The sequence below is a fragment of the Burkholderia sp. BCC1999 genome, from assembly GCF_905339975.1.
Classification (GTDB): Bacteria; Pseudomonadota; Gammaproteobacteria; order Burkholderiales; family Burkholderiaceae; genus Burkholderia.
Window position 1 is genome coordinate 275,901 of record NZ_CAJPHP010000007.1, and the last position, 13,646, is coordinate 289,546.

General features: G+C 67.5%; 14 protein-coding genes. 8 read left to right on the forward strand and 6 right to left on the reverse strand.

The window, feature by feature from the left end; all coding sequences use genetic code 11:
- Positions 1-36: 36 nt before the first annotated feature.
- Together rpmF and U5809_RS12610 are read right to left on the reverse strand one after the other, a co-directional pair.
- Entirely contained in the window at positions 37-216 is a 180-nt protein-coding gene (gene rpmF / locus U5809_RS12605; protein WP_006051932.1) for a 50S ribosomal protein L32, read from the reverse strand.
- 98 nt (positions 217-314) lie between these two features.
- The gene (locus U5809_RS12610) at positions 315-950 is read right to left on the reverse strand and encodes a DUF177 domain-containing protein (RefSeq protein ID WP_322086743.1); all 636 of its coding nucleotides are present in this window, start codon (positions 948-950) and stop codon (positions 315-317) included.
- Positions 951-1,180: 230 nt separating this feature from the next.
- Here U5809_RS12610 and U5809_RS12615 point away from each other — a divergent pair, with 230 nt between their 5' ends.
- Both U5809_RS12615 and U5809_RS12620 read left to right on the forward strand, forming a co-directional pair.
- Positions 1,181-1,813: a Maf-like protein gene (locus U5809_RS12615; protein ID WP_322086744.1), complete on the forward strand. Its 633-nt coding sequence runs from the start codon at positions 1,181-1,183 to the stop codon at positions 1,811-1,813.
- Positions 1,810-2,532, forward strand: coding sequence for an SAM-dependent methyltransferase (locus tag U5809_RS12620; protein ID WP_043181959.1), 723 nt, complete (start codon positions 1,810-1,812; stop codon positions 2,530-2,532). Before U5809_RS12615 ends, U5809_RS12620 begins: the two co-directional genes overlap by 4 nt.
- Before the next feature lie 59 nt (positions 2,533-2,591).
- On the opposite strand, the gene U5809_RS12625 is transcribed toward U5809_RS12620, so the two are convergent.
- From U5809_RS12625 to U5809_RS12640, 4 genes are read right to left on the reverse strand one after another with little or no spacing between them, the layout of a single operon-like run.
- Positions 2,592-3,584, reverse strand: a complete 993-nt coding sequence (locus U5809_RS12625; RefSeq protein WP_059235382.1) for a S49 family peptidase — start codon at positions 3,582-3,584, stop codon at positions 2,592-2,594.
- Positions 3,585-3,596: 12 nt separating this feature from the next.
- A complete protein-coding gene (locus U5809_RS12630) occupies positions 3,597-3,998 on the reverse strand; it encodes a Rieske (2Fe-2S) protein (RefSeq protein ID WP_322086745.1) in 402 nt (133 codons plus the stop codon).
- A complete protein-coding gene (locus tag U5809_RS12635; protein ID WP_176046833.1) occupies positions 3,995-4,654 on the reverse strand; it encodes an HAD-IA family hydrolase in 660 nt (219 codons plus the stop codon). Before U5809_RS12635 ends, U5809_RS12630 begins: the two co-directional genes overlap by 4 nt.
- Before the next feature lie 5 nt (positions 4,655-4,659).
- A complete protein-coding gene (locus U5809_RS12640) occupies positions 4,660-5,664 on the reverse strand; it encodes an RluA family pseudouridine synthase (RefSeq protein ID WP_322086746.1) in 1,005 nt (334 codons plus the stop codon).
- A gap of 722 nt (positions 5,665-6,386) precedes the next feature.
- Between U5809_RS12640 and U5809_RS12645 the strand changes: the two genes are divergently transcribed.
- The 6 genes from U5809_RS12645 to U5809_RS12670 all read left to right on the forward strand — a co-directional run bounded on the left by U5809_RS12645 (position 6,387) and on the right by U5809_RS12670 (position 13,639).
- The gene (locus tag U5809_RS12645; protein WP_322086747.1) at positions 6,387-9,539 is read left to right on the forward strand and encodes an Rne/Rng family ribonuclease; all 3,153 of its coding nucleotides are present in this window, start codon (positions 6,387-6,389) and stop codon (positions 9,537-9,539) included.
- A gap of 132 nt (positions 9,540-9,671) precedes the next feature.
- Positions 9,672-10,784 carry a GTP 3',8-cyclase MoaA gene (moaA, locus tag U5809_RS12650; protein WP_322086748.1) on the forward strand — a complete coding sequence of 371 codons (1,113 nt, stop codon included), beginning with the start codon at positions 9,672-9,674 and terminating at the stop codon, positions 10,782-10,784.
- Between the two features lie 29 nt (positions 10,785-10,813).
- Positions 10,814-11,431, forward strand: coding sequence for a molybdenum cofactor guanylyltransferase MobA (gene mobA, locus U5809_RS12655; RefSeq protein WP_322086749.1), 618 nt, complete (start codon positions 10,814-10,816; stop codon positions 11,429-11,431).
- Positions 11,432-11,543: 112 nt separating this feature from the next.
- Positions 11,544-12,842, forward strand: a complete 1,299-nt coding sequence (glp, locus tag U5809_RS12660) for a gephyrin-like molybdotransferase Glp (protein WP_322086750.1) — start codon at positions 11,544-11,546, stop codon at positions 12,840-12,842.
- A gap of 39 nt (positions 12,843-12,881) precedes the next feature.
- Positions 12,882-13,157 (forward strand): hypothetical protein, encoded by a 276-nt coding sequence (locus U5809_RS12665; protein WP_006476519.1) that lies wholly within the window; start codon positions 12,882-12,884, stop codon positions 13,155-13,157.
- Positions 13,154-13,639 (forward strand): GNAT family N-acetyltransferase, encoded by a 486-nt coding sequence (locus tag U5809_RS12670; RefSeq protein WP_322086751.1) that lies wholly within the window; start codon positions 13,154-13,156, stop codon positions 13,637-13,639. Before U5809_RS12665 ends, U5809_RS12670 begins: the two co-directional genes overlap by 4 nt.
- The last annotated feature ends 7 nt before the right edge of the window (positions 13,640-13,646 follow it).

A 13,646-nucleotide genomic window follows, 5' to 3' on the forward strand; every position in this document is an offset into this window, starting at 1 on the left:
AACGACGAGCGTAGCGCGCAACGCGTGACTTGACGCTTAGTCGTTCTTCGTCTTGACGACTTTCTTGCCGCGATAGTAGCCGTTCGGGCTGACGTGGTGACGCAGATGCACTTCACCCGTGCTCGGCTCGACTGCCAGCGGCGCTGCCGTCAGGAAATCGTGCGAACGATGCATGCCGCGCTTCGACGGCGACTTCTTGTTTTGCTGGACTGCCATGACTAACTCCTAAATAATTTTCCGGATTCTAACACAGCCCGATCCGACGCTTAACTACCCTGGCCCAAAGCCCTTACGCCTTCCCGCGCCACAACTGCTTAGTGTTTCTTGGTGCCGTCACCGCCCTTCTTCAACGCCTCCAGCGCTGCGAACGGATTCGGCCGTTTGCCTTCGTCCCCGGCTTCCTCGGACTCTTCATCCGTCTCTTCCGCGGGACCGCTCGCACCCGACACGAGGCTTTCGTGGACTGCCGGGCAAACCTCGTGCTTGGGCACGAGCGGCAACGAAAGCAGCAATTCCTCTTCGATCAAGTCGACGAGATCGAACTGGCGTGAGCCCACGATCACATCGGCTTCATCGTCGTCGAGCGGAAATTCTTCAGCTTCTTCTTCGGTCGCGACGACCCGGTACGTCATGTCGACGTCGAACGTCTGGTCGTACGGGGTCACGCAGCGCTGGCACGTGAGCCACGCATGGCCATGCACCGCGAGGCGCAGATACGGCTGCTGCCCATCGGCGCCGTCGTCCTGCAATTCCTTCTGCGTGAACCCTTCCGCCTGCCAAGTGAAGACCGTGTCGCGATCTGGCGCGTCCGCCGGCACTTCGTTTAACATGCGCGGCAGTTGCGAGAGGTGCACCGCCCCTGCTGCCTGCCGGCCGCTGCGGGCGAACTCGAACAGGTCGACCGCATGCGGATCAAGCGCCGCCGCAGGTTTGCCAGAAGAAGTGTTCATGTGCGCTCCTGCCTACAGGCTGACTTGCGAATCCGGCTTGGCACCGCTCGCGTACGGCTCATCCGCGGATGACGTACTTTACTTCCGAAGACCCGGCAGGCGCCACCACAACAGAAGCCTGCCGACGAAAAGCGGGAAAGCATACCTGTTTTACCTTTTGCGGTCAATCACTTAAGCTTGCGTCCGCGCAACGCCGCGCCACACCTGACGACTCACCGATCCAACCGACCATGCCGGATACCGTTTGCCGCCCGCCGCGGCTGATTCTCGCCTCCAGTTCCCGCTACCGCCGCGCGCTCCTCGAACGCCTCGGCGTACCGTTCGACGTCGTGTCGCCGGACCTCGACGAAACCCCGCTCGACGGCGAAACGCCGGCTGCGACCGCGCTGCGCCTCGCCGACGCGAAAGCACGCGCCGTCGCCGCGACGATCGACGCGCCCGACGGCGTGCTCGTGATCGGGTCGGATCAGGTCGCGACCTTCGACGGCCACCAGATCGGCAAGCCCGGCACGCACGAGCGCGCACTCGCGCAGCTCGTGTCGATGCAGGGCCGCTCCGTCGAATTCCACAGCGCGCTTTGCCTGTACGACAGCCGGACGGGCGAAGCGCAGGTCGAGGACATCGTCACGCACGTGCGCTTCCGCTCGCTGCCCGAGGCCGAACTCGACGCCTACCTGCGCGCGGAAACGCCATACGACGTCGCCGGCAGCGCGAAATCCGAAGGGCTCGGCATCGCGCTGCTCGACGCGATCGATTCCAACGACCCGACCGCGCTCGTCGGCCTGCCGCTGATCGCGCTCACGCGAATGCTGCGCGCCGCCGAATACCCGCTGTTTGCAACCACCCGTGGAGACCGCGCATGACCGCCGGCACGCTTTACCTCGTCCCGAACACGCTTGGCGAAGGCGACGAATCGATGCTCGCCGCGGTGCTGCCCGCGGCCGTCCAGGCGCGCGCCGGCACGCTCGGCTATTACATCGGCGAGAACGCGAAGACGACGCGCGCGTTTCTGAAGAAGATCGGCACGACGCGCCCGATCCAGGAAATCGAGATCAGCGAACTGAACGTCAATACGCCGGCCGGCGCGATCGACCGGCTGCTCGCGCCCATACTGGCCGGCGCGGACGCCGGCCTGGTGTCGGAGGCCGGCTGCCCGGCCGTCGCCGATCCCGGCGCGCTGCTGGTGCGCCGCGCGCACGAGCGCGGCGTGAAGGTCGTGCCGCTCGTCGGGCCGAGTTCGATCCTGCTCGCGCTGATGGCATCGGGCCTGAACGGCCAGAGCTTCGCGTTCAACGGCTACCTGCCGGTCGATGCGGCCGCGCGCGCGAAACGCTTGCGCGAACTCGAGCAACTGTCACGCAAGGCGCGCCAGACGCAGATCTTCATCGAAACGCCGTACCGGAATCACGCGATGCTCGACACGCTGGTCGCGACCTGCGCGCCGTCGACGCAGATTTGCGTCGCGGCCGACCTGACCCTCGCGACCGAGACGATCGCGAGCCGCACCGTGGCCGACTGGAAAAAGGCGCCTGCGCCGAACCTGCACAAGCGACCCGCGATCTTCCTGCTGCTCGCGAACTGACGCCACGATCGGCGACCAGCAAACTGACAAGCGGGCCGTCGCGGCCCGCCGCCAGCCTGTCAGCGCAGGCTGACCGACGCGCCGCCGGCCGTCAGCGCCTTCATCGCGGCGCCGCCGACGGCCGCGCCGAACTTGCGCGCGACACGGTTCGTCAGGCTTTCCTTCACCGTGTAATCGACGAGATCCGGCGCCTTCAGCACGTCGCGCGCGACCGTGTCGGTCGTGCCGTAACCGTCGGCGAGCCCCAGTTCGACGCTCTTCTCGCCCGTCCAGAACAGGCCCGAGAACATGTCGGGCGTCTCGTGCAACCGCTTGCCGCGGCCATCCTTCACGGCCTTGATGAACTGCGCGTGCACCTGATCGAGCAGCGCCTGCGCGTGCGCGTCCATCTTTGGCGTCTCCGGCGAGAACGGATCGTAGAAGCCCTTGTTTTCACCTGACGTATGCAGGCGACGTTCGACGCCGAGCTTGCCCATCAGCCCCGTGAAACCGAAACCGTCCATCAGCACGCCGATCGACCCGACGATGCTCGCCTTGTCGACGAAGATCTTGTCAGCCGCGGCCGCGATGTAATAGCCGCCCGATGCGCACATGTCGGTCACGACGACGTACAGCGGCTTGTCCGGATGCTTCGCACGCAGCCGCCGGATCTCGTCGTAGACCATCCCGGCCTGCACGGGGCTGCCGCCCGGGCTGTTGATCCGCAGCACGACGCCGGCCGTGCCGTCGTCGTCGAATGCGGCGTCGAGCGCCGTATTGATGTCGTCGGCGTTCGCATTGACGCCGGCCGCGATCTCGCCGTCGATCGTCACGAGCGCCGTGTGCCGCCCGCTCGATGAAAACTTCGAATCGCTCGAGAAATCGATCAGCGCGAACGCGAACAGCACGAACACGCCGAGGAACGCGAAGCGGAAGAAGATCTTCCAGCGCCGCGCCGCACGCTGCTCCTTGACGGCCGCGAGCGCGATCCGTTCGAGCGCCGCGCGCTCCCAGTTCGGTTCACGGCTGTCGGGACGGGAGGAGGATTCCGGGGAATTCGGTTGGTCGGCCATGCAGTGGTGTCGTCAGTCGGTCGTGGCGGGAGTGGCAGGATGCAGGTCGGCATCCGGCACCCAGAATACCGCACGGCCGTCGGGCGTGTCGCGTTCGTCGACCTCGACCGGCCGCAGGCGGCCGCCGCGGCACGGGCCGCCGACGCACTTGCCGGTGTTCGGCTCGTAGATCGCGCCATGTGTCGCGCACATCAGGTAGAGGCCCGACGATTCGAAGAACTGCCCTTCGGCCCAGTCGAGCTCCATCGGCACATGCGCGCAACGATTCAGGTAGCCGTAGGCACGCCCGTCGTAGCGCACGAAGAACACGACGGCCTGCTCACCGCGCAGCGTCGCGTCGACGCGCACGCCGGCGCCGCCGTCGGTCAGCGCGCCCGATGCGCACACGCGCACGGCGTCCGGCGCCGTGCTCATGCGTACTCCCTCAGCCATTCGGCCAGTGCACCGACATCGGGCGCGACGAAGCGCGGCGCGAGCGCCGCCAGCGCATCGGCCGTGTGCGCGCCATACGCGACCCCGACGCCAGCCGCACCGGCGCTCGCGGCCATCTGCAGGTCGTGCGTCGTGTCGCCGATCATCACGGTGCGCGACAAGTCCTGCCCCAATTCCCGCGACAACTCGTGCAGCATCGCCGGGTGCGGTTTCGAGAACGTCTCGTCCGCGCAGCGCGTCGCATCGAACACGCTCGTCAGCTTCGACTGGTCGAGCACGCGGTTCAGCCCCACCCGCCCCTTGCCGGTCGCCACCGCGAGCAGGTAGCCCGTGTCGCGCAGCTCGGCGAGCAGTTCGCGTACGCCGGCGAACAGCTCGATGCGCTGGTCGTCGAGCAGATAGTGATAGCGGTAGCGCTCGGCGAGTCTCGAGTACTCGGACGGATCGAGGGTCGGAGCCGTAATCTGCAGCGCATCGCGCAGGCCGAGGCCGATCACGTAGCGCGACGCCTCGTCGGAGGGCGTGGGCAGGCCGAGATCGCGGCATGCGGCCTGGATGCTGTGCGCGATGTGCGCAGTCGAATCCATCAGCGTGCCGTCCCAGTCGAAGACGATCAGGTCAAATTGCTGTCGAGCCATGCGGTTCAGGCGGTATCGCGCAATGCGCTGAGTTGATCGAGGAAACGCTGGCAGTCGTCCGGCAGCGGCGCGTCGAACTGCAGTGCCTCGCCGGTGATCGGATGGGCAAGCCGCAGCCGGTAGGCATGCAGGAACATCCGCTTCAGCGACGGTTGCGCGTTCGCGCGCGCCAGCGCCTTGTTGAGTGCGAAATCGCCATACTTGGCGTCGCCGGCGATCGGCAGGCCGAGATGCGCGAGGTGCACGCGGATCTGATGGGTCCGACCCGTTTTGAGTTCCGCTTCGACGAGCACGTAGTCGGGCCAGCTGTCGACGAGGTTGAACACCGTATGCGACGGCTGCCCGTCGTCCTGCACGCGCACGCGGCGCTCCCCTTCCGGGGTCGAATATTTGAACAGCGGCACCTTCACCGCGCGGCGGCGCCCCCAGTCCGGCTGCCATTCGCCGTGCGCACACGCGAAGTAGCGCTTGTCCATCCGGTTCTCGCGGATCTGTTCGTGCAGGCCGACCAGCGCCGTGCGCTTCTTCGCGAGCATCAGTATCCCGGACGTCTCGCGGTCGAGCCGGTGCACGAGTTCGAGGAATTTCGCGCGCGGGCGCGCCTGGCGCATCTGCTCGATCACGCCGAACGCGACGCCGCTGCCGCCGTGCACGGCGACGCCGGCCGGCTTGTCGATGACGAGCATCGCGTCGTCCTCGTACAGCACGTTGAAATTCGCGGGCGGCACGATGGGCGTGTCGGCGCGTGCGAGGTCCGCCGCCGCCACACGCACGGGCGGCACGCGGACGACGTCGCCCAGGGCCAGGCGGTACTGCGCATCGATCCGGCCCTTGTTCACACGCACTTCGCCGCTGCGGAGGATCCGGTAAATATGGCTTTTCGGCACGCCTTTACAGACGCGCAACAGGAAGTTGTCGATCCGCTGACCGGCCGAGTTTTCGTCGATCTCGATCATCGATACCTGGCCGCTTGCGACTGAATTCTGGGATATTTTGCCTAACTCATTCATACTGAATATAATTTTGCCCAGCCTGACGTTGAGGGTGGCCTGACCGGCCGGCCCCGACCGAGTCGGGCAAGGCGCAAGCGGAAACCGTTATTTTACTTGCGCCGGGGGTCTGCTGCTCGCCCCTAATCAAAGAGATGCAGCAAGTTGCACGCACGGCGCTGCCCGTCGGCAAGGATCGCGCCCACAGGCGGATTCGGTCGGCAAGGCGCCGCGGTAACGGAAAGTTGGTTGAAAAGAATTTGATCGGCAGCCCGACGGCGCGAAGTGCGTCCGCAGGCTGCCGGTTGCGAAAATTACGGCGTTGCGCCCGATTTGGTCCCGCGAAGCGTGCGGGACTTGGCGACGTCAAACCAGGGAAGTACACCCCAAGCGGGAAAGTCGGGCTGGATTCGATACTCCCCGCTGCGGCCCAAGCCGCAGCATCTGCCGCCCGTCGGCGCGCGCGACGCATTGCGTGCGCCCGTGGCAATGCCCGGACTCAGGCTTAGCGCGCTTTTGCAGCGTGCGGTGTGTGAACGCCGTGCTTTGAAACCGTATTCGCAGGTGCCCTACGGCCGCCGGCCCCGTCTTTCGGGCCCAAGCGCCTCTTCAGGCAATTCTCCCCGCCATCGTTCCCGCTCCAGCGTGCTTGTGACAACACAACAAGGTGCGGCCTGCCGTCGTTCCCGCCTTCGCGACTGACAACCGCGAGGCGCTGGCAGCGGAGCCGCCTGGAGTCGTTCATGAAACGCATGCTGTTCAATGCGACGCAGCAGGAGGAGCTGCGCGTCGCCATCGTTGACGGGCAGAAGCTCATCGACATCGACATCGAGACAGCCGGGCGCGAACAGCGCAAAGGCAATATCTACAAAGGTGTCATCACCCGCATCGAGCCGTCGCTCGAAGCGTGCTTCGTCAACTACGGCGAAGACCGCCACGGCTTCCTGCCGTTCAAGGAAGTCGCCCGCCAGTACTTCAAGGAAGGCATCGACATGCGCTCCGCGCGCATCCAGGATGCCCTGCGCGAAGGCCAGGAGCTGATCGTCCAGGTCGAGAAGGAAGAGCGTGGCAACAAGGGCGCCGCCCTCACCACCTTCATCTCGCTCGCCGGCCGTTACCTCGTGCTGATGCCGAACAATCCGCGCGGCGGCGGCGTGTCGCGCCGGATCGAAGGCGACGAGCGCCAGGAACTGCGCGAAACGATGGCGCAACTGCAGATTCCGGACGGCATGAGCATGATCGCCCGTACCGCGGGCATCGGCCGCAGCGCCGAGGAACTGCAGTGGGACCTGAACTACCTGCTGCAACTGTGGCGCGCGATCGAAGCGGCATCGCAAAGCGGCAACGCCGGCCAGCCGATGCTGATCTATCTGGAATCGAGCCTCGTGATCCGCGCGATCCGGGACTATTTCCAGCCCGATATCGGCGAAATCCTGATCGATACGAACGAAATTCACGATCAGGCCCGCGCATTCATGGATATCGTGATGCCGGACAACGTCGCGAAGGTGAAGCGCTACCACGACGACGTGCCGCTGTTCTCCCGCTTCCAGATCGAGCACCAGATCGAAACCGCGTACTCGCGCACGGTGCCGCTGCCGTCGGGCGGCGCGATCGTGATCGACCACACCGAAGCGCTCGTCGCGATCGACGTGAACTCGGCGCGCGCGACCAAGGGCGCGGACATCGAGGAAACGGCGACCCGCACGAACCTCGAAGCGGCCGACGAAGTCGCCCGCCAGCTCCGCCTGCGCGACCTCGGCGGCCTGATCGTGATCGATTTCATCGACATGGAATCGGCGAAGAGCCAGCGCGAAGTCGAGCAGCGCCTGAAAGACGCGCTCAAGCATGACCGCGCGCGCGTGCAGATGGGCAAGATCTCCCGTTTCGGCCTGATGGAACTGTCGCGCCAGCGCCTGCGTCCGGCCCTGTCGGAAGGCAGCCACGTGACCTGCCCGCGTTGTAACGGCACCGGCCACATCCGCGATACCGAATCGTCCGCGCTGCAGGTCCTGCGGATCATTCAGGAAGAAGCGATGAAGGAAAACACCGCGGCGATCCACTGCCAGGTGCCGGTCGAGGTGACCGCCTTCCTGCTCAACGAAAAGCGTCAGGAAATCAACAAGATCGAGTCGCGCTTCAAGGTCGGCATCGTGCTGATCCCGAACAAGCACCTCGATACGCCGCATTACAAGCTCGAGCGCCTGCGTCACGACGATGCGCGCCTCGACGATCCGCGCGCGTCGTGGAAGATGGCCGAGGAAGCCGCCCGCGAACTGGAGTCGGAAACCGGCTACAGCAAGCGCGCAGCAGAGGTGAAGCCGAAGCAGGAAGCCGCGGTCAAGGGCATCACGCCCGAGCGTCCGGCCCCGAGCCCGGCGCCGCAGCGTCCTGTCGAACCGGTTGCCGCGCCCGCCCCTGTCGTCGCGGCAAGCGGCGGCTTCATCGGCTGGCTGAAGGGCCTGTTCGGCGTGTCGCCGGCACCGGCACCCGCACCGGTTGCTCCGGCACCGGCCAAGGAGCAGGCAGCCCGTCCGGCCCGCGAGCGGACCGAGAAGAGCGAGCAACGCGGCGGCGACCGCAATCGCAACCGTCGTGGCGGCGCGCAGCAGGCGCAAGGCGGCCGCGACCAGGCAGCAGTAGGCCGTGGCCAGCCGCAACGCCAGGAACGCGAAGGCAAGGAAGTGCGCGAACCGCGTGAAGGCCGTGAACCGCGCGAGGGTCGCGAGCCGCGTGAAGGTCGCGAAAACCGCGAAGGTCGTGAGGGCCGCGAAGGTCGCGAGGGCCGTGGCCCGCGCGAAGGCCGCGAACCGCGCGAGCCGCGTGAAAGCCGTGAACCGCGTGAGCCGCGCGAGAACCGCGAACCGCGCGAGCGTGCCGAGCAGCCGGAAGCCGTCGAGGCAACCGGTCGTGGCGAGCGCCAGGAACGCGGCGAGCGTCGCGAGCGCGGCGAGCGCCGCAAGCCGACCCAGCATGCGGCCACGCTCGAGACCGTCAACCGCGGTGAAAACCATCCGGAATCGGAAGACGACAAGGCCGTTGCAGAGGCGCTGCCCGGCGCCGACCTGGCAGCCGATGCGGAAGCCGGCGCGCGTGACGGTGAAGAGCGTCGTCGCCGCCGCCGCGGCCGCCGCGGCGGTCGTCGCGAGCGTGACGAAGACGGCGCAATCATCGACCAGGCCGAGCAAGGCGCGGATGGCGAAGCGGCAGTGCAAGCCGTGACGCCGGAAGCACCGGCTGCTGTCGAACCGGCCCACACGGCCGCACCGGCAGTCGTCGCGGCCGTGGCAAGCGCCGTCGCCGTGGAAGCAGTCGTCGAGCAGCATGCTGCACCGGCCGCTGTCGAAGCCCAGCCGGCACCGGCACCCGCCGAAGCTGCGCCGGTCGAGCCGGCCGTCGCCGTCCAGGCAGTGGAACCGGCACCGGTTGCACCGGCTGTCGTCACCGAAGCCGGCCCGGCTCCGGTCGAGGTTTCGCCGACCGACGCGTTCGAAGTGCCGGCAGTCCAAGCTGCGGCCCCGGCCGTTGTCGAGGCACCGCAGTCCGCGGCCGTCGAGCAAGCAGCACCGGCCGTGGCGATCGAAGCCGCTCCGGTGGCTGTCGAGCCGGCACCGGTCGAAGTTGCGTCGGTCGAGGCCGTCGCAGCACCGGCACCGGCAGCAGCGGCGCCGGCAGCAGCTCCCGCGCAACCGGCAGCAGCGCCCGCTTCGGCGAGCCTGGATGTCGTGCTGGAGCAAGCCGGCCTCGTCTGGGTGAACACGGACGCCAACAAGTTCGCCGCTGCGCAGGAAGCCGCGTCGCAACTCCCGCGTCCGTCCCGCGTGCCGCGTGAACGCAAGGCGCTGCCGCCGGCCGATACGGCCCCGATGCAGCAGGTCGAAACGACGCACCACTAAAACGGCGCATCGCCTGACCAGGAAAAGCCCGCCTCCGGCGGGCTTTTTCATGTCCGCGCTGCGGGTTTCCGCCCACCGGACCAGTCGGCCGCTTGCGGCTAAAATAGAGGTCTGGTTCGCACTTCTTTCAACATGTCCCGACGCATCATTCCTCTCGCCGACGTCAGCGGGATGCCGGACGTCTCCGGCGTCGCGCATGCCCCTGACGGCACGCTGGCCGACACGTTCGCCAGGCCGCTGCGCGACCTGCGCATTTCGGTGACGGATCGCTGCAACTTCCGTTGCGTGTACTGCATGCCGCGCGCGGTCTTCGACAAGGACTACCCGTTCCTGCCGCACAGCGCGCTGCTCACGCACGAGGAAATCGAGCGCGTGGCGCGACTCTTTGTCGCACATGGCGTCGAGAAGATCCGCATCACCGGTGGCGAGCCACTGCTGCGCAAGAATCTCGAATTCCTGATCGAGCGCCTCGCGCGCCTGACGACGCACGCCGGCCACCCGCTCGACCTGACGCTGACGACCAACGGCTCGCTGCTTGCGCGCAAGGCGCGCGCACTGAAGGACGCCGGGCTCACGCGTGTGACGGTGAGCCTCGATGCACTCGACGATGCACTGTTCAAGCGCATGAACGATGCCGAGTTCGCGAGCGCCGACGTGCTCGACGGCATCTTCGCCGCGCAGGCCGTGGGCCTCGCGCCGGTCAAGGTCAACATGGTCGTGAAGCGCGGCACCAACGACAGCGAGATCCTGCCGATGGCCGAGCGTTTCCGCGGCACCGGCGTGGTCCTGCGCTTCATCGAATACATGGATGTCGGCACGTCGAACGGCTGGAACATGACCGAGGTGCTGCCGTCTGCCGACGTCGTCGCGCGGATCGCCGAACATTTCCCGCTCGTGCCGCTCGAGGCGCACACGGCGGCCGAGACCGCGCAACGCTGGGGCTATGCGGACGGTAGCGGCGAAATCGGCGTGATCTCGAGCGTCACGCAGGCGTTCTGCGGCGACTGTACGCGCGCGCGGCTGTCGACCGAAGGCAAGCTGTACCTGTGCCTGTTCGCGTCGACGGGCCACGACCTGCGCGCGCTCGTGCGCGGCGGTGCGACCGACGCCGAGATCGCGACCGCGATTGCCCGCATCTGGCAGGCCCGCACCGACCGCTATTCGCAGCTGCGTGGCAGCGCGTCGGCCGAAGCCATGCCCGACGGCACCGGCAAGCGTGTCGAAATGTCGTATATCGGCGGCTGACGCACGCCGGCTCTTTCCGCTTTCGCTCGATGCCCGTTTCCGCCTCCCCCTCGATTGCCGGTCTGCTGCTCGCAGGCGGGCGCGCCACACGCATGGACGGCGTCGACAAGGGCCTGCAGTTGCTCGACGGCACGCCGCTCGCGCTGCACGTGCTGCGCAGGCTTTCACCGCAGGTCGACGAAACGCTGATCAGCGCGAATCGTCACGCCGATCGCTATGCCGAGCTCGGTGCGCCGTTCGACGCGCGCATCGTCGCGGACGAAACACCCGACTTCCCCGGCCCGCTTGCGGGCCTGCTCGCCGGCATGCGGGTGGCGCGCGCACCGCTCGTCGTGTGCTCACCGTGCGATACGCCCTACCTGCCCGACGACCTCGTCGCGCGGCTGCACGCGGCCCTCGACGCGCAACAGGCCGACATCGCGATGGCCGTGACCGTCGATGCGCTGCAGGTGCGCGCGCCGCAGCCGACGTTCGCGCTGCTGCGCACGTCGCTGGCCGACGATCTGGCCGCCCGGCTCGCGGCCGGCGACCGCAAGGTGCGTGCGTGGTACGCACGCCACAAGACGGTCGAAGTCGAGTTTCGCGACGAGCGTGCGTTTTACAATGCCAACTCCTGGCAGGAACTCGCCGCGCTGGCCCGCCGCTGACGGCGCACGCGCCGTTCCCGCCCGGCGCCCGCCGCACGCGAAACCCGCGCCCAGGCACCCTCCTCGCGCCACCGGCCACGAACCCGATACGCCTTGCGGCGCAGTCCGACTGATGATCACGCAATCCTCGCCCGCCTCCCGAACCGCACCCGATTCCGATGCCGCGCTGTCGCTCGCCGACGCACAGGCACTCGCGTGCCGTTTCGCGGCGCCGGTCGACGCGTGCGAAACCGTGACGCTGCGCGGTGCGCTCGACCGCGTGCTCGCGGCCGACGTGAACGCGCCGTTCAACATCCCCGCGTATGACAACTCGGCGATGGACGGCTATGCATTCGACGGCAGCGCCGACACGCCCGCGTCGCCGCAGGGTGACATCGGGATGACGGTCGCCGGCACCGCGTTCGCGGGCCACCCGTTCGACGGCGCCGTGGCAGCCGGCTCATGCGTGCGCATCATGACGGGCGCGCCGATGCCGGCCGGATGCGACACGGTGATTCCGCAGGAACGCGTGCGCATCGACGGCGACACGATCCATTTCGCCACGCACGACGTCGCGCGCGGTGCAAACTGCCGCAAGGCCGGCGAGGATCTGGCGCGCGGCGCCTGCGCGCTCGCCGCGGGCCGCATCCTGCGCCCTTCCGATCTCGGCCTGCTCGCATCGTTCGGTCTCACCGACGTCACGGTGCGCCGCCGCGTGCGCGTCGCCGTGTTCTCGACCGGCGACGAACTGCGCGAGCCCGGCGAACCGCTCGATCGCGGCGCGCTGTACGACAGCAATCGCGGCATGCTGATCGCGATGCTGGAAAGACTGAATGTCGACGCGATCGATCTCGGGATCGTCCGCGACGACCCGGCCGCGCTCGAAGCCGCGTTGCGCGACGCCATCGCCGCGCAAGCCGACGCGGTGATCACGTCGGGCGGCGTCTCGGTCGGCGAAGCCGACTTCACGCGCGACGTAATGGCAAAACTCGGCGACGTGACGTTCGCGAGTCTCGCGCTGCGGCCCGGCCGGCCGCTCGCCTGCGGCACGCTCGCACGTGCGACAGGCGGCGCCGGTCACGCGCTGTTCTTCGGGCTGCCCGGCAATCCGGTCGCGTCTGCCGTCACGTTCTACGCGATCGTGCGCCCGGCACTGCTGACGCTGGCCGGCGCGCAAACGCCGCCGCCGGCGATGTACCCGGCGCTCAGCACGCAGGCATTGAAGAAGCGCCCCGGCCGCACCGAATACCTGCGCGGCATCGCGACTCGCGCCGCTGACGGCCGCTGGCACGTCACGCCGGCCGGTTCGCAAAGTTCCGCATCGTTGAGCGGCCTCGCGGCCGCCAACTGTTTCATCGTCCTGGGCCACGATACCGCGGCAGTCGACGCGGGCACCCCGGTCGACATCCTGCCGCTCGACGGCCTGATCTGAATTCCACTATTGGTATATCTCTACGGGGGCAATCCGCACATGAAGAAACAAATCTCGTCGATCGCCGCGGGACAGACCGCGAAGGCGCTGATCCTCGTCTACCTGACGTTCAGCGTGCCGATCGTGCTGCTCGGCATTCTCGTCGCCTACATCCGCTACGGGATGGTCGAACTGAGCACGATCCTGAGCGCGCTGCTGCTGAACGCGATCCTCGGTTTCGTGCTGCTGTGGATCGCCTGCCACGCGTACAACTGGGTCGCGTCGCGCTTCGGCGGCATCGAGATCGTGCTGTCCGATCCGCCGGAGGAAGCGTGAGCGACACGCCGCTGATCCGCGCGGCCGAAACACGCGACGTCGGCGCGATCCTCGCGCTGATGCGCGAGCTGGCCGAGTTCGAGAAGCTCACGGATCTGTTCGTCGCGACTGAAGCCGATCTCGCCGATGCGCTGTTCGGCGCGCACCCCGCCGCCGAAGCACGAGTGGCCGAGCATAACGGCACGATCGTCGCGTATGCGCTGTTCTTCCACAACTATTCGACGTTTCTCGGCCGCCGCGGCCTCTATCTCGAGGATCTGTACGTGCAACCGTCGCAGCGCGGCACGGGCCTCGGCACCGCGATGCTGCGCCACCTCGCGGCACTGGCCGTCGAGCGTCGCTGCGGGCGCTTCGAATGGTCGGTCCTCGACTGGAACCAGCCGGCGATCGATTTCTACGAGAAGATGGGCGCCACCGTGCTGCCCGACTGGCGCATCGTCCGTGTGACGGGCGACACGCTGGACACGCTCGCCGGACATTGAGCGCACG

What these genes read in the sequence shown, in the direction of transcription:
- U5809_RS12610 (WP_322086743.1), bottom strand. Translation starts at nt 950, where the DNA reads ATGAACACTTCTTCTGGCAAACCTGCGGCGGCGCTTGATCCGCATGCG.
- glp (WP_322086750.1), top strand. Translation starts at nt 11,544, where the DNA reads ATGATCACGCAATCCTCGCCCGCCTCCCGAACCGCACCCGATTCCGAT.
- rpmF (WP_006051932.1), bottom strand. Translation starts at nt 216, where the DNA reads ATGGCAGTCCAGCAAAACAAGAAGTCGCCGTCGAAGCGCGGCATGCAT.
- U5809_RS12635 (WP_176046833.1), bottom strand. Translation starts at nt 4,654, where the DNA reads ATGGCTCGACAGCAATTTGACCTGATCGTCTTCGACTGGGACGGCACG.
- U5809_RS12630 (WP_322086745.1), bottom strand. Translation starts at nt 3,998, where the DNA reads ATGAGCACGGCGCCGGACGCCGTGCGCGTGTGCGCATCGGGCGCGCTG.
- U5809_RS12640 (WP_322086746.1), bottom strand. Translation starts at nt 5,664, where the DNA reads ATGAATGAGTTAGGCAAAATATCCCAGAATTCAGTCGCAAGCGGCCAG.
- U5809_RS12620 (WP_043181959.1), top strand. Translation starts at nt 1,810, where the DNA reads ATGACCGCCGGCACGCTTTACCTCGTCCCGAACACGCTTGGCGAAGGC.
- U5809_RS12665 (WP_006476519.1), top strand. Translation starts at nt 12,882, where the DNA reads ATGAAGAAACAAATCTCGTCGATCGCCGCGGGACAGACCGCGAAGGCG.
- U5809_RS12625 (WP_059235382.1), bottom strand. Translation starts at nt 3,584, where the DNA reads ATGGCCGACCAACCGAATTCCCCGGAATCCTCCTCCCGTCCCGACAGC.
- U5809_RS12615 (WP_322086744.1), top strand. Translation starts at nt 1,181, where the DNA reads ATGCCGGATACCGTTTGCCGCCCGCCGCGGCTGATTCTCGCCTCCAGT.
- mobA (WP_322086749.1), top strand. Translation starts at nt 10,814, where the DNA reads ATGCCCGTTTCCGCCTCCCCCTCGATTGCCGGTCTGCTGCTCGCAGGC.
- U5809_RS12645 (WP_322086747.1), top strand. Translation starts at nt 6,387, where the DNA reads ATGAAACGCATGCTGTTCAATGCGACGCAGCAGGAGGAGCTGCGCGTC.
- moaA (WP_322086748.1), top strand. Translation starts at nt 9,672, where the DNA reads ATGTCCCGACGCATCATTCCTCTCGCCGACGTCAGCGGGATGCCGGAC.